Source organism: Algoriphagus alkaliphilus (assembly GCF_900103735.1).
GTDB classification, from domain to species: Bacteria; Bacteroidota; Bacteroidia; order Cytophagales; family Cyclobacteriaceae; genus Algoriphagus; species Algoriphagus alkaliphilus.
Genome location: NZ_FMXE01000008.1, coordinates 138,992 through 158,654, shown reverse-complemented (window position 1 = coordinate 158,654; position 19,663 = coordinate 138,992). Strand labels below are relative to the sequence as shown.

The 19,663-nt window shown below is 44.3% G+C and carries 15 protein-coding genes; 5 read left to right on the top strand and 10 right to left on the bottom strand.

All coding sequences use genetic code 11. The annotated features are described in order from the left end of the window. The first annotated feature begins 152 nt into the window (after nucleotides 1-152). The 3 genes from gndA (at nucleotide 153) to BLQ81_RS07345 (ending at nucleotide 5,008) form a co-directional block, all read left to right on the top strand. On the top strand, nucleotides 153-2,051 hold the full coding sequence (gndA, locus tag BLQ81_RS07355) for an NADP-dependent phosphogluconate dehydrogenase (protein ID WP_092729301.1): 1,899 nt from the start codon (nucleotides 153-155) through the stop codon (nucleotides 2,049-2,051). A gap of 323 nt (nucleotides 2,052-2,374) precedes the next feature. After that, nucleotides 2,375-3,745 (top strand): amidohydrolase family protein, encoded by a 1,371-nt coding sequence (locus BLQ81_RS07350; protein ID WP_092729300.1) that lies wholly within the window; start codon nucleotides 2,375-2,377, stop codon nucleotides 3,743-3,745. 132 nt (nucleotides 3,746-3,877) lie between these two features. Beyond that, entirely contained in the window at nucleotides 3,878-5,008 is a 1,131-nt protein-coding gene (locus tag BLQ81_RS07345) for an aldose epimerase family protein (protein ID WP_092729355.1), read from the top strand. A gap of 93 nt (nucleotides 5,009-5,101) precedes the next feature. Here the strand turns inward: BLQ81_RS07345 and BLQ81_RS07340 are convergent, their stop codons facing one another. The 7 genes from BLQ81_RS07340 to BLQ81_RS07310 form a co-directional block, all read right to left on the bottom strand. Next, the gene (locus BLQ81_RS07340; protein WP_092729299.1) at nucleotides 5,102-5,383 is read right to left on the bottom strand and encodes an addiction module antidote protein; all 282 of its coding nucleotides are present in this window, start codon (nucleotides 5,381-5,383) and stop codon (nucleotides 5,102-5,104) included. A 1-nt stretch (nucleotide 5,384) separates the two neighbouring features. After that, complete coding sequence (locus BLQ81_RS07335; RefSeq protein WP_092729298.1) at nucleotides 5,385-5,684, bottom strand: type II toxin-antitoxin system RelE/ParE family toxin; 300 nt, start codon at nucleotides 5,682-5,684, stop codon at nucleotides 5,385-5,387. Between the two features lie 197 nt (nucleotides 5,685-5,881). After that, nucleotides 5,882-7,381: a glycoside hydrolase family 3 protein gene (locus BLQ81_RS07330; RefSeq protein WP_092729297.1), complete on the bottom strand. Its 1,500-nt coding sequence runs from the start codon at nucleotides 7,379-7,381 to the stop codon at nucleotides 5,882-5,884. 310 nt (nucleotides 7,382-7,691) lie between these two features. Beyond that, complete coding sequence (locus BLQ81_RS07325) at nucleotides 7,692-8,957, bottom strand: MFS transporter (protein ID WP_092729296.1); 1,266 nt, start codon at nucleotides 8,955-8,957, stop codon at nucleotides 7,692-7,694. Then, complete coding sequence (locus BLQ81_RS07320) at nucleotides 8,954-9,433, bottom strand: GNAT family N-acetyltransferase (RefSeq protein WP_092729295.1); 480 nt, start codon at nucleotides 9,431-9,433, stop codon at nucleotides 8,954-8,956. Before BLQ81_RS07320 ends, BLQ81_RS07325 begins: the two co-directional genes overlap by 4 nt. Then, a complete protein-coding gene (locus tag BLQ81_RS07315; protein WP_175454181.1) occupies nucleotides 9,430-11,073 on the bottom strand; it encodes a glycoside hydrolase family 10 protein in 1,644 nt (547 codons plus the stop codon). Before BLQ81_RS07315 ends, BLQ81_RS07320 begins: the two co-directional genes overlap by 4 nt. A 119-nt stretch (nucleotides 11,074-11,192) precedes the next feature. Continuing rightward, nucleotides 11,193-11,861 (bottom strand): N-acetylmuramoyl-L-alanine amidase, encoded by a 669-nt coding sequence (locus BLQ81_RS07310; RefSeq protein WP_092729294.1) that lies wholly within the window; start codon nucleotides 11,859-11,861, stop codon nucleotides 11,193-11,195. A gap of 435 nt (nucleotides 11,862-12,296) precedes the next feature. Between BLQ81_RS07310 and tnpA the strand changes: the two genes are divergently transcribed. Next, nucleotides 12,297-12,758: an IS200/IS605 family transposase gene (gene tnpA, locus BLQ81_RS07305; RefSeq protein ID WP_092729293.1), complete on the top strand. Its 462-nt coding sequence runs from the start codon at nucleotides 12,297-12,299 to the stop codon at nucleotides 12,756-12,758. Between the two features lie 132 nt (nucleotides 12,759-12,890). Here tnpA and BLQ81_RS07300 read toward each other — a convergent pair whose 3' ends face one another. The 3 genes from BLQ81_RS07300 to BLQ81_RS07290 all read right to left on the bottom strand — a co-directional run bounded on the left by BLQ81_RS07300 (nucleotide 12,891) and on the right by BLQ81_RS07290 (nucleotide 17,953). Next, nucleotides 12,891-14,996: an acylase gene (locus BLQ81_RS07300; RefSeq protein ID WP_092729292.1), complete on the bottom strand. Its 2,106-nt coding sequence runs from the start codon at nucleotides 14,994-14,996 to the stop codon at nucleotides 12,891-12,893. 112 nt (nucleotides 14,997-15,108) lie between these two features. Further along, on the bottom strand, nucleotides 15,109-16,785 hold the full coding sequence (locus BLQ81_RS07295; RefSeq protein WP_092729353.1) for a bifunctional metallophosphatase/5'-nucleotidase: 1,677 nt from the start codon (nucleotides 16,783-16,785) through the stop codon (nucleotides 15,109-15,111). 184 nt (nucleotides 16,786-16,969) lie between these two features. Continuing rightward, a complete protein-coding gene (locus BLQ81_RS07290) occupies nucleotides 16,970-17,953 on the bottom strand; it encodes a c-type cytochrome (RefSeq protein WP_092729291.1) in 984 nt (327 codons plus the stop codon). Between the two features lie 208 nt (nucleotides 17,954-18,161). Between BLQ81_RS07290 and BLQ81_RS07285 the strand changes: the two genes are divergently transcribed. Next, a complete protein-coding gene (locus BLQ81_RS07285) occupies nucleotides 18,162-19,586 on the top strand; it encodes an amidohydrolase (RefSeq protein ID WP_092729290.1) in 1,425 nt (474 codons plus the stop codon). The last annotated feature ends 77 nt before the right edge of the window (nucleotides 19,587-19,663 follow it).

The window sequence follows — 19,663 nt, the reverse complement described above, 5'->3', positions numbered from 1 at the left end:
GCAAAGGTAATGATTGGAAGATTGAAAAATTGGAAGATTGGGAAATTAGCTGATAGCCTATAGTCCATAGACCATAGCTTATAGACTCAGATTTTCTTCCAACTATGGTCTATAGACTATGGACAATGGACTTTAAAACTTAAATTCGCCCCATGCTTGTAATTGTCACCGGCGTCTCGGGAACGGGTAAAACCACCTTGGGATCGCTATTGGCCGAAAGGCTCAAACTTCCTTTTTTTGATGCGGATCATTTTCATCCTGCGGAAAATATCGCCAAAATGAGTGCCGGACATCCGCTCAATGACGAAAATCGAATTCCCTGGCTTCAGGCTTTGGCGGATCGATTGGTAGCTTCGGAGCTTGAAGGTGGTGCCGTGTTGGCTTGTTCTGCTTTGAAAAATCCGTATCGGGAAAAGCTCAACGTTTCAGAAAATCTTCGATGGATTCACTTGATAGGATCACGAGAGCTGATTTGGGAGCGGATGCTGGCGCGAAAAAACCATTACATGAAAGCCGGAATGCTGGATTCTCAGATTGCCACTTGGGAAAAACCACAGACCGGATTCGAACTTGATATTTCCGGGACTCCCGAAGAATTGCTCGAGGCATCTCTTACTTACTTAAAATCTCAACCTATGAACATGAAAATGGGCGTGATCGGAATGGGCGTGATGGGCAAAAGCCTTGCGCTGAATCTGGCTGAAAATGGCGTTCCCGTATCACTTTACAACCGATTTGTAGCTGGAAAAGAGGAAGGAATCGCTCAGAAAGTAGTCGATGAAAATCCTGAATTTTCTAATATGCTGGCATTTGAGGACTTGCAAAAATTTGTGGATTCACTCGAAAAGCCACGCCGGATTTTGATGATGATTCCCGCAGGAGCGGCCATTGATTCTCAATTGGACAATTTGATTCCACTTCTGGAAAAAGATGATCTGGTCATCGATGGAGGAAATTCTTTTTACCTGGATTCGGATCGCAGAGTAAACCGATTGAAAGAATTGGACATGCACTTCCTGCCAATGGGTGTATCCGGAGGAGAAGAAGGTGCAAGAAAAGGTCCCTCAATTATGCCCGGAGGAAATGCGGAAGGCTATGCGATGGTGGAGGATTTCCTAGGAAGGATCTCTGCCAAAGACAAAAACGGCAAACCCTGCGTGACGTATGTAGGGCCGGGCGGTTCGGGCCACTTTATCAAAATGGTGCATAATTCCATCGAATATGGAGAAATGCAGGTTTTGGCGGAATTGACGCACTTGTTTAGATTTGGATTTGGATGTACGCCTGAGCAAGTTTCTGAGATTTTCAGCGAATGGGGAAAGGGAGAACTTAAATCCTTCCTGCTTGAAATCACCGCTGATCTGCTTCTTTTTAAGGAAAACGGAGAGTTGCTTTTGGATAAAATCCTGGATCAGGCTGGCCAAAAAGGAACCGGGGCTTGGTCATTGACTACAGCATTGGAATACGGAATTCCATACAGTCCTTTGGCGGAATCGGTCAATGCACGCGGGGTTTCCGGAGAAAAGGCAATGCGGATAGCTTTCTCCAAAGCCTTCCAACATGAGTTTGTGAAAGTGGAGGGATTGCTCGAAGAATGGCTTCCCAAAATCAAAGCTGCGTATTCTTTGTCCCGAATCATCAATCACGAGGTGGGATTCCGATTGATGAAAACTGTTTCTGATGCCAAAAATTGGGACTTGAACTTCAATGAGATTTCAAGAATCTGGACCAATGGATGTATCATCCGTTCGGGCTTGATGGAGACGATTTCCGTGAATTATGCGGATACCAAGCCGTTTTTCGAAATGACGGGTGTAAAGGATCAGGTGATTTCCGGAAGAAAGTCTTTGGCGGAATTGGTTGGGCTGGGATTGACTCATGGGTTTGCATTGCCGGTGATGAGTGCCGGAATTAATTATCTCTTGGGTAGAATCACTGCCGAATCCAGCGCATCGGTCATTCAGGCGCAGCGGGACTACTTCGGTGCGCACACCTATCAGCGGAAAGACGATCCCAGCGGGAAGTTTTACCACACAGAATGGAATTCTTAAATTCGAGATTCGGAGGGCTGGAGCAATTCCGGCCTTTTTTGTTTCCCACAGATTTTCACAGAAAAAGTCACAGATTGTCACAGACATACCTTTTATTTTTCACTATTTATCTTTCACTTATTACTTTCGAGCTTTTATGGCAAAAATGGGTTACAGATGGCTAAGATGTCTCCTGATTCTCTACTGACTTTTCACCACTTACCTCTTACAATAGAACTCAGGGTTCTCAGCGTATCTGCGGTGAACTTAAAAAAATCCACCATCGGATTGGTTTGCATGAGGGAAAGGGCGAAATTATGTTTCGAACGCTAACTTTCCCTGCTATGAAACCTTCTAAAATTTTGTTTTGGCTCTTTTTTCTGAGCTTTTTCAGCAGTTCTCTTCTTTTTTCCCAAGAGCTACTGATCAATCATGTCAACATCATCACCATGGAAAATGATAAGGTGTTGGAGGATCACTCGATCTACGTGAAGGATGGGGTAATCATGGAAATTGCTCCCGAAGAAGAAATCAGCGTTGCTGGAATTCGCACTTTGGACGGACGGGGAATGTATATTTTTCCGGGTTTGGCTGAGTTTCATGCGCATATTCCACTCCCTGAACAGTTTGGCCCCGAATTTCAGGAGGAAGTGTTATGGCTGTACCTGGCAAATGGGGTGCTGAGAATTCGAAGCATGTTGGGGCATGAATCGCATTTGACATTGAAGGCTAGAGTTGAAAGTGGTGAAATCAAAGGCCCTCGGATGTTTATCTCCGGTCCATCGCTTAACGGCACCTCTGTCTCTGACCCCGAAGCAGGACGAGCGATGGTTAGAGCGCAAAAAGCTGCCGGATACGATCATCTCAAGCTTCATCCCGGATTGGATACTCCAAAATTTTTGGCCATAGCTGACGAAGCTAAAAAGATAGGTATTTTCTATGGAGGTCACGTGTCGATGGACGTGGGCTTGGTGACTTCATTGAACAAAGGCTACCGATCTGTGGAGCATATCGATGGCTATCTTGAAGCGATGATCACCGATAAGAGTAAACTTGACCCAACCAAATCTGGACCATTCAATATGCTTTCGGTAGGTGAAGTAGATAAAAATCTTTTGCCGGGATTGATCAAAATGACATTGGACAACAAAGCGTATGTTGCGCCCACCATGACGCTTTTTGAGCGATATTTTGGCTATCAACCAGCCTACGAATTGCGTCAGCAACCTGAAATGTTTTACCTGCCGGGCCAGCTCGTGACGCAATGGTTTAATACCAAGACTCAGTTGGAAAGTAGCGGAGTTTTGGCAGAGGAGAAAGTGAAACCTTACCTTGATTTTCGCAAGGCTCTTTTTCTGGAACTTCATCAGGCGGGTGTTCCCATGCTGATGAGTTCGGATTCCCCACAGGTATTCAACGTACCGGGCTTTTCCATTCACCGGGAAATCGAATCCATGTCCAATGCCGGGATGTCAAACTATGAAATTTTAAAAACCGGATCGGTGAATTGTGCTGAATACTATGAGCAGGGAGGAGAGTGGGGAGTATTGAAGCCAGGTGCAGCTGCGGAATTTGTGTTGGTTCAAAAAAATCCGCTTGAAGATCTGACTACATTGGAGAAGCCACAGGCAATTATGATCGGAGGGAAGTTCATGCAGCGGGACGAACTTCAGCTGCAGATAAATCTGATTCGTCAAAAGTATATAAGACAATAAATAGAAAGTGCGAAGTACGAAATTAGAAATACGAGGCTTGAAATACGAAGTATGATTTCGAGTGGCCAAATAGGCTTGATGTACTTTCCTACTTTCCAACCTTCTCACATTACAACTTTCCAACCCAAAACCATGAAATACCAAAACCTTTTAGGAATTTCGCTGACCGCTTTGTTAGCTATTTCCTGTTCCCCAAACCAAAAACCTATTAAAGAAGAAATCAATCTAATGATCAAAGCTGAACAAGTGGCTGAGCACAAAGGCCAACCCGTATTCCATTACGTCCTCGACAATGGTACCATGCAGGTGGAAATGTCAAACTATGGCGGACTCATCTCCAAAATCATCACTCCCGACAAAAACGGAAAACTGGAAAATATTACACTGACACTGGATAGTGTGGCAGAATATCTAACCAAGCCAAATCCGTTCTTTGGCGCAACCGCGGGTCGTGTAGCCAACCGAATTGCAGACGCAAAATTCACCCTCGATGGAACTACATATGAGTTGGCAAAAACCAACGGCGACAATCACCTGCATGGTGGAGTGGAAGGATTCAATAAGAAAGTTTGGACACCTGAAACCTACTCCAACGACTCAGTTGTGGGAGTAAAAATGACCTACATCAGTCCGGATGGTGAAGAAGGTTACCCCGGTACTTTGACAACCACCCTTTGGATGGAATTGACCGCAAACAACACCCTTCGTATTCGCTTTGAATCCAAAACAGACAAAAAAACCATACTCAACCTGACCAATCACACCTATTTCAACCTGGGAGGGATTAAGCGGGATGTGTTGGATCATGAGTTTCAGTTTTGGGCAGATGCATATACACCAGTGGATGATGAACTGATTCCAACCGGCGAGGTGAAAGATGTAACGGGAACTCCATTTGACTTCCGTACGCCAAAAATTCTAGGGGATCAGATCGAAGCTAATGCGGGTGGTTTTGATCACAACATGGTCATGAAAATGGAAAAGTCAGATGAAATGAAGCATTTCGTGCGAGTGCGACATGCCGAAAGCGGCCGAGTGATGGATATGTACTCGGACAACATGGGCGTGCAGTTCTACACCGGCAACTTTATTTCCAACTTTGCAGGAGCCGATGGTAAAACCTACGACAAACATTGGGGCTTCTGCCTCGAGTCCCAAAATTGGCCCGATGCGATCAACCATGACAACTTCCCCAGCCCGATCTTAAATCCGGGAGAGAAGTACGTGCATACTATTGAGTATCGGTTTTCGGTGGAGAAGTAAAACAGAAACCCTTCAAGAGTTTAAAATCCCTTGGAGGGTTTTGTCATTTTTTGGAAGTTAATTCGGAAAATTTCCGAATTAGTTTTGAAAAAATTACAAGCTTGGCTTAAACTGCAAATTCTCTCCGATTGCTCGAATTACTTTTAAAATGGTTTCAAACTGCGGTTTGGAGTCAGGAGAAAGAGCCTTATAAAGACTTGGCCGGCTAAGACCGGTTTGCTCGGCGATTTTTGACATTCCAATTGCTTTTGCCACATGGCCCAATGCAACGACGATTTCTTGAGAGCTTCCCTCTTCCAGTACCGTATTGAGGTACTCTTGGACCATCTCCTCGTTATCTAAATATTCTGCTATATCGAATTTTGTGGTATCCATGTTAGTTTTCTTTGTATTGATTCCAGAGGGCCTTCGCTTTTTTGATGTCAGATTCTTGCGAACTCTTATCCCCGCCAATAAGTAAGAGTATTATTCTTTCTCCTTGTCTTCTAAAGTAAATTCTGTAACCCGGACCAAAATGGATTCGAAATTCTTCAATTCCCTCGCCGACTGAGGAAGTGTCTCCCAAGTTTCCAACTTCTACTCGTTGTAATCTCAAGAGGATTTTAGCCTTGACCTTTCTATCATTCAGTTTTTTGAGCCACTTGTCGAATTCTGAGGTTTTCTCCAGAAGAAACATACGTAAATGTAATCACTTGGATACAAAATTAAAATTTTTAGCCTTTTTCTGTTTAAGGTTCTTTTAACTCATACTGTCCAGATTGCATCAATCACCACAACTTCCCAAGTCCAATTCTAAATCATGGCGAGAAGTATGTGCATAACATTAAGTATCGCTTTTCCGTGGAGAAGTAAAAAAGAAACCCTCCAAGGAACTTAGAGTCCTTGGAGGGTTTTGGCCGCCACTCCCTGCACCTCCTCAAATCCCTGATAGGCACAAACCACCGCTTCAAAATCTTCCAGCTTTCCCAAGTGCTTTAGCGCCAATGGATTTCCAAAATGGACCAAAAAACAAGGTTTACTTTTAGCCAATTCCTTAATTTCATCTAGCACAGTTTGCTCCATTCCAAACTGATTCAATGGCTTGTGACTTGGGACAAACACCGTCAGGATTACTTTTTCCGCTTGTTCCACCGATGAAAATGGAATCTCCAATTTTTGGGCAAAATGACTTTTTCCCGAACTGAAAAACTCCTGATATCCCAGTTTCCCGGCTTTTGCCAATTCTTGGATTTCTACAGAATCTATCTTTCCGGAAATCACCGAAATATAATTCTCCGCCAAGTCCTTTTGTAGTTTGGAATGACGTTCCCAATCAAAAGTTGGAACCTCAATTGGCCTAGTTTCCAACACTCCCAAGCGCTTTTTCAAATCCATCACTCTTTCAAAGACGGCATCCACTTCTGCATCTGAGCTGTTTTGTGCGATTTTTTCGATCCCTTCTTTTACATGATCTGAAAAACAAAGAATGTCATTTCCGGCATGGAAGGCCTGCCATTCCAATTCTCCGGGTTCAGGATAGAGATTTGCGACCGCTTTCATATTCAGCGCATCGGAGATCACGAGACCTTTGAATCCCATTTCTCCCTTGAGCAAATCGGTGATCAACTCCTGGCTGATGCTGGCAGGAATGTCTTTTCCTCCGGTCAGTGCAGGCACGGCTAAGTGTCCCACCATGATCATTTCCACTCCGCGATCAATTCCATATTGGAAGGGGAAAAGTTCTTCAGTTTGGAGTTCGGCTTTGGTTTTATTTAAAATCGGTAAGCCCAAGTGCGAGTCCACCTCGGTGTCTCCGTGTCCGGGAAAATGCTTGAGGCAAGCCCCGATCCCGGCTTTTTTCATCCCTGAATAGGCTGCAAACGCCAGTTTGGCCACTTTTTCGGGATTGTTTCCGAAAGAGCGATAGCCGATCACCGGATTATTGGGATTGGTATTGACATCCGCACATGGAGCTAGATTCAGATGAATGCCCGACCGCTTCATATCCATTCCAATTCGGTAGCCGACTTCTTCGATCCATATTTCTGCGTCGTTTTTCAAGGCTCCCAAAGTAATAGCGAAAGGATACTGAGGCGTTTTTTCCACCCGCATCGCCAAGCCATATTCCCCGTCAATACTTATCAAAAGTGGGATTTTTGAAATCTCCTGATAGCGGTTGATCAGCCCGATCATTTTTTCAAATGTCTCTGTCACATCCAGCACTTCTGCCCGTTTTTCAAAGTTGGCTGCGGCTGAATGCCGGCTGTGAAAAAAAGTCAAACCTCCGATTTCATCCGCTCGAATCAGCTTTTCAATGGCTTGGTAATTTTCTTCCGTATCATGAATAAATGCCGCAGGGGAAAAGGATTGGGCGATTTTTTGGGATTTGTTCATTTGCTGATTGGAATATTGCAAAATTGAAAGATTGGAAAATTGGGTTTAGTGTCAGACCGAGTGGAGTCGAGGTCTTGTTTGTGAATGTTGTAAAGGTTTGGGGTTAAAGCGGTGAATAGTCCTCATCTCATTTAATCCCTATGTAAATCACACATCGTACTTTGAAGAGGCTTCGATATACGCTACTCTCGTAGCTCCAGTGCTCAGCCTGACATGCCTTCCGATTCATCATTCTGCATTCGATATTCATTATTGAAATGTCGAATATCGAACGCTCAATTTCGAATAACGAAGTTTTAGTATTCTGAATTTAGCTTTCTAATTTCTTTCCAAATTCCCTCGGATACTTCACCACATAGGCCATCACAAACCCTGGAATTGTCGCAATCACCACCCAAACAAAGAATCCGGGATAGCCCAACCACTCCTGCATATAGCCACTCAGCATTCCCGGCAGCATCATTCCCATGGCCATAAATCCTGTTGCAAGCGCATAATGGGCAGTTTTGAAAAGGCCTTCTGCCAAATAAATCAAAAACACCATGTAGGCGGCAAAGCCAAATCCATATCCCAGCTGCTCAATCAAGACCACCCCTCCGGCGAATACCATACTTTGGGGTTGAAGCCACGCGAGAAAAACATATCCAATATTCGGGACATTAATCGCTAACACCATAGGCATCATCCATTTGCCCAGTCCGTCTCGGGAAATCAAAATTCCTCCCAAAATCCCTCCTGCCAAAAGTGAAATTACCCCAAGCGTGCCATAAAGAAACCCAACATCCGTCACACTTAATCCCAAGCCACCTTCTGTACGTTCATCCAAAAAGAAAGGGGAGGCCATCTTCACCAGTTGAGATTCGCCAAGGCGATAGAGGAGAACAAAGCCGAGTGACAATCCAATATTTTTCTTGGTGAAAAAGGTCGAAAATACTTTTCCAAAACTAGGTTGATCAGCTTTCGCTACTCGGTCTTCGATGATATTCGGTGTGGTGAGATAGTTAACCAGCGTTAGCGTCAGCATTAATCCTGCTACAATGATCATCGTCCAGGACCAGGCTTTCGCCGGATCACCAAAGTGAGTCTCCAGATTTCCGGCGATGATGACAATCAAGCCTTGTCCGGTGATCATCCCTACCCGGTAAAAGGTACTTCGCATGCCTACGAAGAAGCTTTGCTGATCAGGCTTCAGCGCAATGAGGTACATGCCATCCGAAGCAATATCATTGGTCGCAGAGGCAAATGCGCCCATCCAGAAAAATGCGAGCGTGATAATGAAAAAATGTGAAGTTCCGGTGGTCAACCCCACTCCCAAAAATGCCAAAGCCAATATTAGCTGCATACTGAGAAACCATTTCTTTTTGTTGCCGAAAAGCTCCAGAATCGGGCTCCAGATGGGTTTGATTACCCAAGGTAAATACAGAAATGAAGTGTAAAGCCCGATGTCAGCATTGGATACGCCGAGACTTTTGTACATGATTACCGAAACAGTAATGATGATGACATATGGGACTGACTCGGTGAGGTAAAGTGATGGAACCCAAAGCCAGGGGGTTTTGGAGGTGTTTTGGGTCATATTTTACGCAGTAAGTTTTCATAAACACTGACTTCAGAGCCCTCAATTATTTTTGCTCCTACTGCTTTCTCATAAAATTCGGCTGGACCAACTCCGCCGATAATTGCATAGGCATATCCCATTTCCCGCAGGGATTCGAGGGATTTAATTAGCAAGATTTTACCGATTCCTTTACCTCTTTCGGATTCAATGGTGCCGGTGGGGCCAAAGAAATTTCTGGCGGTGCTTTCATAGCAGGCGAATCCCAGAATTCGATTTCCGCTTTGCGACAGCCAAACAGAAACTGGTTGTCTCGAAAAAGCGACTTCTACTTCAGATTGCCAATAGGCACCAAAATGTTCCATGACCCATTCGCTGACCAGATGTTTTTCGGGGGCTATTGCCCTCCGAAAGACTATTTTTTCCTTTTCCAGCAGTTTCTTTTCCAATTCAGCAACATCGGGAAGTTCTACCAGGCGAACGAGCATGTCCTTCATGGGCGGGTGGATTTTGGAGTTTGAAATACCTGAGTTTGCACAATTCTTCCGTAGTGATCAATCCACCGAATGGCTAAATACTCAGTGTTCAGGCTGGGTACTTCTAAATACCGGACTCTCGATCCTCCGACCCAAGCGGTATGGATGGTGGCTTCATGAAGGGTGTTCAGATCACTTCCTCCCTGCACCATTGCGTACCGGATGGCCGGGTCCAAAGGTTTTTGAAGGTTGATCTGAGTTTTTTCAGTAGTTGTTTTTACATCAAATACGACGGGGATATCGATAATGGAAGCAGACTTCGGTTCAAAAGAAGGTGGTAAAGTTGGCTTGTCGTACACTTCTTTTTTCAGTAAATCGGCAATATCCCGATTTTTGACATACATGGATTTGGCTGAGAAAAAGGCATTTCCCTGGATCTGTGGTAAAGTCCGGGCATAGTTAACTTGGGTATTGAGTTCGGCAGGATTTTTCCAGGCTTCGTCTGAATCCTCTCGAATTTTATAAGGTCCATTGCCAATATAGACATTAGTATTGTAGCTGTTGTTGGACCACCAATCCGCCAATTTACGGTGAGAAGCTAAACGATGCTCCATGCTCCAATAGAGTTGTGGAATAAGGTAGTCAATCCAGCCGTTTTTCATCCAAAGTAAAACGTCAGCAAACAGGTCATCATAGTTTGTTTGACCTGCACGGGTAGGAGAGCCTTTGGGATCTTTGTCCTGATTTCTCCAGACTCCAAAAGGCGAAATCCCAAATTGCACCCAGGGTTTTTGGCTTTTGATAGTTTGATTTAATGCGAAAATCAACTCGTTCACATTTTGTCTTCTCCAGTCTTCCCGGGATTGCCCGGGTTTTTTGTATTTGTCGTAGGATGCCTTGTCTGGAAATTCCTGTTTGGGTTCCCGATAGGGATAGAAATAATCATCAAAGTGAATGGCATCCACATCGTAATTGGTAACCACTTCATTGATGATCGCCAATAAATGATTTTTCACCTCAGGAAGTCCCGGGTCATAATACCATTTGCTACCGTATTTCAGCATCCAATTCCGATGGGTGTTGAAGTCATGCTCGGGGCTGAGTTCCTCTGTATTGAGGGTCATGGTGGCCCGATAGGGATTGAGCCAGGCGTGAAATTCAAGACCACGGTCATGGGCAGACTTGATCATCCAAGTCAGTGGATTTTCCTGGGTTTTTGGGGCTTGGGCTTGTTTTCCGGTTAGATACTTCGACCAGGGAGCCAGGTTGCTTGGATAAAAGGCGTCACCGGCAGTACGAATCTGAACAATCACAGCATTGAAGTTCAATGATTTGTAGTAGTCCAGAAGTGCGATGAATTCCCGTTTTTGTTTTTCCCATGGATCAGTGGAAGATATCGGCCAGTCTATATTGGCTACAGTAGCGATCCATACGCCGCGGAATTCTCGGGGAATATCCGGCATGCGATAGGCCAGCGGCCTCAGGGCTACAGCAGGCTGGGGTAGTGTTTTGGAAGGTAGCGTTTCGCTCGTTTTTGAAGGGAATGTGGAGGCTGGACTACTCGGTCTCGGAGATTGAGCGACAGGTTTTTTGGTTTTGCATGCTGCAAAAAGAAGAATTGAAATCAGAAAAAGGGAAAAATACTTGAGGTAAGAATTCATGAGGGTAAACAGCTTTGGGGGTCTGGATATGATTTTTTTTTATACTTAAGTGGCCTGTGGAGACACAGACCACGGCTGTGGGAATCTGAAGTCGGTCAGGCAGGTACAGATCACGGAGATTAGAGCTTTGGAACAGGTTTTAGGTTGAGATCGGAAAGTTTTTTACGAAGCTGGTTCATGAATTTATCCCCCGGGTCAGATTTGACAGTTCGGTAGTTTGGGTCATTTTCTTTCCAGAGGTTGGTATTTTGAAAATTTTGATATTCATGATGTCCGATGACATAGTCGATGGGATATTTCCGTTTGAGATGTCGAATCAATAATTCATTTGCTTTCAGTTGGGCTTTGGTCAATGGCATATCCTCGCCCCCGATGTTCTCAATTCCGATTGCCAGATAGTTTAAGCCAATTACGTGCCGAGCAAAGGTGGTGTCCGGCAAAAGTCTGAAAATCGTCCCATCCCGGTCAATTAAAAACTGGCTGGAAACATTCAGATTACTCGCTCCCGTCAAGTCCGCTCGACCTCCCAAAGTCGGAGGATTAAAGACATCAAAAGTCACTTCGACAGTTTTTATAGCCGTCCAGTGGACGACCACCATTTGAGGCTCGATTGTGGCGGTAGATTTGTCCAGTCCATGACGGTCTTTGAGGTATTGGATGGAAAGCTGCTCCCGCTCGGAATTCCAGGTGATGGGTTTGTCAATGATTCGGAATGTCGCTTTTGGACTGCAGGAAAACGCTAAAAGCAAAGCAAAAAAAGAGGGAATTCTGGCTAGGTGGGTTCGCATTTCTTCAGAGTTTGGGCGGGCTGTAAACAGTAAGCTAAGCTAGGTAGAAATCCCAAAAATGTAATCTTCAATTTGATTTACATTCATTTTGGCCTACTTCTAAATTTTAAAAAACCATGACTAAGGGCGTTAATCCCGAAGGGATGTGATTATTGTAGAACCAAAATTGAAGTAAGGTTTCAAAATCCCGAAGGGATGAAATAATTCTAGGAATGAATGAATTATAGAACAATTGAAAGGTATTGTGCGAAAAATCTCGAATGGATGTAATGATTGTAGGGAAAATTCAAGAAACAGATTCTCCAAAACCCCGAAGGGGTGAAATGATCATGGGTGAAATTATGACATAATATTGAAGTTGTTTTTTTAATAAATTCCTTAAAACCCGATATTTATGAATAATATATCTTGATTTTCTATTTAACCTTTTTGATCATGGCAGGCACTTTTCATCAAATTTATATCCAATACATCTTCGCAGTAAAAGGAAGACAAAACCTTCTCCTAAAGCCCTGGAGAGATGATGTTTTTAAATATATGTCAGGGATTATCACTAATAAAGGGCAAAAGTCCATAATCGTAAATGGGGTTTCCGACCATGTTCACGTTTTTGTAGGATTGAAGCCATCTCAATGTCCTTCAGACCTGATTCGAGACGTTAAAAACAACTCTTCAAATTTTATTAATGAAAACAAATTTGTAAAAGGTAAATTTTTATGGCAAGATGGCTATGGAGTGTTCTCTTATACTCACTCTCAGTTAAACAATGTATATAAATACATATTGAAACAAGAGGAGCACCACAGATCCAAAACGTTTAGGGAAGAATATTTTAGCTTTTTAAGGAAATTCGAGATTCCATTTGAAGAAAAATACCTTTTTGAATGGATTGATTAATTTCACCCCTTCAGGGTTATGGTTAATTGAACACTTTGCTTTCTACAATAGTGACACCCCTTCGGGGTTAATATTTAAATTTGAACATCAGGGACAAAGGCAATCCAAAAATTTGAATGGATTCACAAATTGTCACTGTCCCGGATGATATACCCGCTTTGCATTTTTTAATACTTCCGCCTTATCCAAGGTCATCTTTTTTAGATCGCGGCTGATAAACCGCTCCATTTGATCTGCATAATGGGGGCTTTCGGGTCGGTTACTTGCTCCATAGACATTGATGGATTCGATGATCGGCAGACCGTCCCCAAACTTGACCATCAGGATATAGGATTCACCTTGTGTGGCTTTTCGCATTCCATTTTCCCAGGGTGTGGATCGGATAGTGGTGAGTACATCATCGATCCCCCAAATGGGTAGCACCTTATCTCCGCGTACCAACTTTTGGTATTCCCCCAGGGCAACCAATTGTTTTCCAAAGTGGGTTTCAAAATGGGTTTTGGCTGCACGAATCCCCTGTGCTGCCTCAGCATCTGTCAACTTGGTTTCAAAGCTTCGGCCTGATTTGGCAAACTCTTCCCGCCAATAGTAGTAAATGAATGCAAAAAGTGCAGCGCCTTCGCTTTCGACATTGGCCTCACGATTCCAATTTTTCAAGGCCTTGATTTGCTTTTCAATATCCGGATATTGGGCAGAATCCAAATCTAAAAGTAAACTCATATCGGTTCGGAAAGCTAAATTTTCCGGTAAGGTTTGATCGTATTTGATCCGCTCAAATTCTTCCCAACTGATCGTACCTGATTCAGGCATTAACTCACGAAATCTGGTAGATCGATTATTGTTCCGAAGATCAAATCCCATTTCAGAAGGGTATTGATCAGGCGATAAATTGTCAGAATAGGCAGATGCTTTGAATGGCGAATGATTGGTATTGTACAGGTAGCCTGAGCGTGGATTTACCTGTTGGGGAAGGTCAGCGAAAGAATGAAATTCGGTCCAGAGTGTCTTTTTAGTATTTCCCTGGACAGTGCCGGAATAGTCAAACCCCGGTGTTCTTTTTGGCAAAAGGGCGTTGCTGACGTAGAAAATGGTATCGTATTTATCCGCGTAGACGGTATTGAAATTGCTGAGCTGCATGGCGCTCATGGCAGTTTTCCATTCCGAAAAATTTTTGGATTTATTCATTTTCCACCATTGTTCCGGTGCGCCGATCCGCTCCAAAGCGCCTAAACGAATGGCAAAAGTGCCTTGTTCTGTGACAAGGGTAGGACCATAGATACTTTTCCAAACCTTTTTCGGGACTGGTATGGTAATCAGATCCCAAAGTTTGACTTTCAGCCAGACGGTCCTTTCTTCCAATTCCAGCCATTCTCCATCGACAGCATATTTATTCTGATTTTCAGGATTGATTTCCAGTTGATAGATATCCAAAAAGTCAGGTGAGTTAACCGTATGCGCCCAACCTAAGTGCTCATTTACGCCATGGAAAATCATCGCGCCCCCAGGGAAAAGTCCTCCCAGTGCATTCCATCCTTCATCTGAGTGTAAATGGGCTTCATACCAAGCTACCGGGCCTTCCAAGGGTTGATGGGAGTTGATGGCCAGGAAAGCTTCGCCTGTATCAGTACGTGAAGGATGAATAGCGATTGCATTTGAGCCTTTTGGCTGAGGGTCTTCAGGAATAAGGTCCACATTTCCACTCACAATCGCTTGAACAGCACGATCGGCACCTGACATTTGAGCAAGTGACAGAATATAAGCAGAGGCTATTTCTTTGGGGCTTATTGGAAAAGCAGGTTGGTAAAGTACCTGTCCGGGGTGGGCATAAGCATAATCATTAAGCCCTGCAGCATAGCCTTCCAGGACTTTTTTGAATTCAGATGAAAAGGTTTCATCGTATTTTTCTTTCGCTATTTTCTTTGTTTCCAGCAGGTTCACAAAGAAGTCAATTCCTGCGCCCTCTTCTCCAAATACTCGTCCTGCCAAGCCTTTGCCAGCCAAAACTGTTTTTTGAATCGTTTCAAAATCATCTTCAGCATGCGCCCAAGCAAGCCCATAGGCAACATCTGCATCTGTTTTGCCAAAAATATGAGGTACCCCAAACTCATCTCTTGCAATTTCTACCCGGGTAGTATCCCAATCAGAGGATTTGTGTACAAAGTTGCAGCCTGAAAGGAGTAGAACTGAAAGCAAAAGGCATATTAATAAAAAATTTCCTGAGCTGAATTTGATTGACATAGGGGGTATAAATTCGTTTTCCCACCAAGATTAATAAAAAAGCCGACCATTTGGTCGGCTTAGGGGGTGATTAAACACTTTTCACCATCCTTTTTCGGATATCAGCATTTAGTTATCTGAACTCATAATCAACTCCACTCACCTGAGTCAGTAAGGTGGCCGGGGCATCAAGCGCCTCGGCTGATTTAGGAGGAGTCGGGGTAACGGGGGAGTTTTCTCCGAGGTAATTTTTCATCGCTTGATGTAGTGTAAATGCCGTGTTTTGAGTGTCTTTTACTCCTCTGAATCGACAAAGCATGTCGTCCGGATCTCCATCACGTTCACAGGCGCAGATTTTATAGACTTTTTCTAGGTCAAGGGGCAGTCCATGAACCATCGCAGACTGAACGCGTTTTCCCTCTTCGCCAAAAGCATTAAACTTCACTTCCATTCCCTTGAACTTGATCACCCAACCACCAAATCGCTTCGAGGCATCTGCAGCGAATACGTTATTCAGCTCTTGTTCTAGCCACTCTTGAATCTGTTTTCCGGTCACTTTCCCTGTCCGGATGGTACTGTCTACAGGTAGCATGTCAAAAATAAATCCGTTTGTGATTGGGATATTTCCTGTGTGATCCGGGGTGGATCGCGGAGGACAGAAACGGAAACCATTGGAAAGTACGATGTCTACATCCGGCACTTGCCAATCAATGGCGTCCAGGATCATTGTGTCAATTGTGTTTTCAATTACGAAATAGCGAAATAACGGAATGGTCGAATAGCCTACCACTTTCTGGATGTCCTCCAGGTACGGACCCTCATATTGTGCGATAATCTCCTTCATCTTAGGAGACTCCGGGTATTTTTTGGAATCGACTTCCATGAGTTCATAGGTGTCGGACACTACCTTTCCATCTTTGATTTTCAGTTCCAGCTTTCCGACGAAAGAGCCAAAAGCTCCCGGTTCCACCACTTTGGCGTATTTGGCTTGGATCGGGACTCTCACCCGCTCATGGGTGTCGCCTCCCAGTATGTAATCCACTCCCTCGCAGGCCGGATGATTAGCTAGGTGGATTTGTTGAGATAGCCCCAAATGGGCAACTATTGCTACAAAAGCACATTTTTCCTGATTTCTTAGCACTTCCACATAGTGAGCGAGGTTTTCCTCAGGTTTGGTGTAGATGATGCCTTTACTGTAGTTAGGGGATTGTCGAAGGGGTACCAAGTGATCGGTGTAACCCAAGAAGCCAATTTTTACTCCGTTTACAGCCCAAATGTGGTAGGGATGAAATATCAATTCACCTTTTTTGCCTTCACCCAAGTCATGATACATATTGGCACAGACCTTTGGTGCGCTCAATGAACCAAGAAGGTGCTGCATCGATTTTTTATAGTAGATCACTTCCCAGTTGCCCGGAAGGTAAAGGTCGTAATCCAAGGCGTTGAGAATAGGAACCATAGCCTCCCCAGTAGTTTTTACAGAAAGCTCCGAACCCTGAAACATATCCCCGGTATCCATTAGGAAGCTGTGTTGCATTTTTTCTCGCTTCTGATCCAGGAAAGTCTTAAGGTGCGCGTAGCCGCCGGTTTTCCGATAGACAGCCTTTCCATTTTCCCAAAAGAGCTCATCGTGTGCATGAATTTGGCAATGCACATCGGTAGTTTGGAGGATGTTGAGGGTAAAAGAGGTGGAAGGGTTTTCCGGATTATTAATTTCGGAGGATGGAGCCCCAGAGGCGATTCCTGCCAATCCGGTGCTTGCACCTAAGGCACCGAGTTGGGCAATAAATTTTCTCCTGGAGGATTTCATAAACTTACTTTTGGTCGTATTGATTTTGTTTCTATTTGATTTAGAAAGGAGAATACCTTTCCAATCTGCTGGAAAATTAGAAATCCTTTTGCCCAAGACTTGGTGATAGGTGTCACAAAAGGCAGTAAAAAAGGAAGCCCCAGTCTCTGAGGCTTCCTTAAATTCAGATAAAACTAAGAGCTGACTATTTTGAGGAGGTAAACTTGACTACCTCATTTTTTATGGGATCGATAGTTTTTAAGTAAGCATAGATAGCCCTGAGATCCGCTTCTTTCATTCCTGAATACATGGTCCAAGGCATAATGGTGTTGAATTCACCCGGAGCAACTTTCGGGTTTACATAGGAAGAATCTGCGTATTGCGTAAATCGACCAACAAACATTTCCTCAGTCCAATTGCCGATGCCAGTTTCTGTATCTTGAGTGATATTGGATGAGATTACTATCGAACCGTCAGGAAATGGAAAACTTCTCCCTCCTGAAAATTTCACATCCTGTAGGATCATTCCTTGTGGACTTACTTGGGTGTGGCATTCCACACAACCAGAAGCATTGACAAGATACCCGCCATAAGCTACTTGGTCGCTTGAGGCTGGTTTTTTGGTAGGAGAGGCATTTACAGGCATAGTTCTTAAAATCAGGTTTACCGGAAAATCGGGCTCAGAATCCGGGATTTCGCTATTCACGGCTGGAAGTGAACGGATATAAGCGATGATATCATAAATGTCCTCCGGATCCATTTTTCCATAATAGGCATAGGGCATGAGGGGAAACATGGGGCGTCCGTCGTTGGTCACTCCTGTAGTGATCAGTCGAAACAGCTCCCCATCGGTATAATCTGAAATCCCGTGAGGTGTGATGTTTTTTGCAAAAAACACACCGGGAAGTCCCATGCTATGGTCAAATCGATCGCCACCTGCACCCAAGGTTCCCGGCTTGGGAGGTCCGGAAAATTCAGAAAAGTCGCGAGTTGAATGGCAATCCATGCAGACGGTAACGTGATTTGCCAAGTAGGCACCTCTTTCGATTCGATCGGGAGTGTATTCAATGCTGAGTTCCGGAGCCGGATCCACTTTGGGGAATCCAAGTTGCAGAAAAGCCAATACGCAAATCAAGATCAGAATTACTGCGCCTATCAGGTAGGCAGCGATTTTCAAAAGTTTTTTCATAGTGTTTTTAGGTTGGGTTACGGAAAATAATAAAAATACAATTGCCTGAAAGTTAATTGATTGCTATAATAACGGGAGGAGAATAAAATTTTATTTTTTTTTCAAACAGAATTCCCCTGTTTGGAGGCCTGTTCAAAATTGGATTCAGTTGAATATTGGATCATTCAAATCAGAACAATTAGTATTTTGCCAAAAAAACTAGCCTTACATGAACAAGTACTTAATCCTACTACTATTGCTTTTTTCATTTTCGCCCCTATTCGGGCAAGATGAAGTCCTGAAAAAGCTCGATTCCAAAGCTGACTTTTATGGTGATATCGCCCGGCAGATCTGGGCTAATCCCGAGTTGGGATATTTGGAAACAAAGAGCTCGGCACTATTGCAAAAGACGCTGAAGGACGCAGGATTCAAAGTGACAGCAGGCGTTGCGGAAATTCCTACAGCCTTCGTGGCAGAATATGGTTCAGGCAAGCCTGTCATCGGGATCATGGCTGAATTTGATGCGCTTCCTGGCGTTTCACAGGAAGCAGTTCCATTTCGAAAGCCAGTTGTAGAAGGTGGCGCAGGACATGCGTGTGGTCACCACCTTTTTGGAGCAGCCTCTGTTGCGGCCGGTATTTCGGTGATGGATTGGATGAAAGAAAATAACATCAAAGGAACATTAAGGGTCTATGGGACTCCTGCTGAAGAAGGCGGTGGAGGAAAAGTGTACATGGCTCGTGCTGGTTTGATCAAAGATGTAGACGTGATGATGCACTGGCACCCCGGATCTCAAAATGCTGCCGGAGCAACATCATCTTTAGCGAATATTTCGACCAAATTCAGATTTTACGGTGAAGCTTCTCATGCTGCTGCAGCACCTGAGCGCGGGAAATCAGCTCTCGATGCAGTGGAAGCGATGAATTTCATGGTAAATCTGATGCGTGAACACGTGCCGATGGAGACCAGAATGCACTACGTCATTACCCGGGGAGGAGAAGCTCCCAACGTGGTTCCTGCTTTTGCCGAATCTTACCATTATGTAAGACATCCGAATGCGCTGGTGGTTCAGGAGATTTTTGCCAGAATGGTGAAAACGGCTGAAGGTGCTGCTTTAGGCACGCAAACCCGTATGGAATATGAAGTCATTAATGGAGTTTATAACCTCCTTCCCAATGAGACACTCGCCCGAATCATGCATAAAAATCTGGAGACAATCGGAGGTGTAAATTACTCTCCTGAGGAAAGAAAATTTGCGGAGGACATCATTAAAACCTATCCTGCAGGTGTCAAATCCAGTCCGGAAGATGCTGCAAAAATTACCCCCTTTATCGTGAGTGAAGAGGGGGGAGGAGGTTCTACTGATGTGGGAGATATTAGCTGGTTGGTTCCCACGGTTGGTCTTGGGGCCGCGACATGGGTTCCCGGAACTTCGGCCCATACTTGGCAGGCAGTGGCCGCCGGAGGAATGAGTATCGGGCAAAAAGGAATGATGGTCGCTGCCAAGACACTTACCTTGACTGCGATGGATATTTTCAAAGATCCATCCGTTACTGTCAAAGCTCTGGAGGAATTGAACCGAAGAAGAGGAGCTGATTTTGAATATAAAGCATTGGTGGGTGACCGAAAGGCACCATTGGATTACAGAAAATAACAGCTTTGGAAAATTGACCTGAAAGGCCGGAAATTCCGTTGGTGGAATTCCGGCCTTTTTTTGTTTGGTCTTTTTCA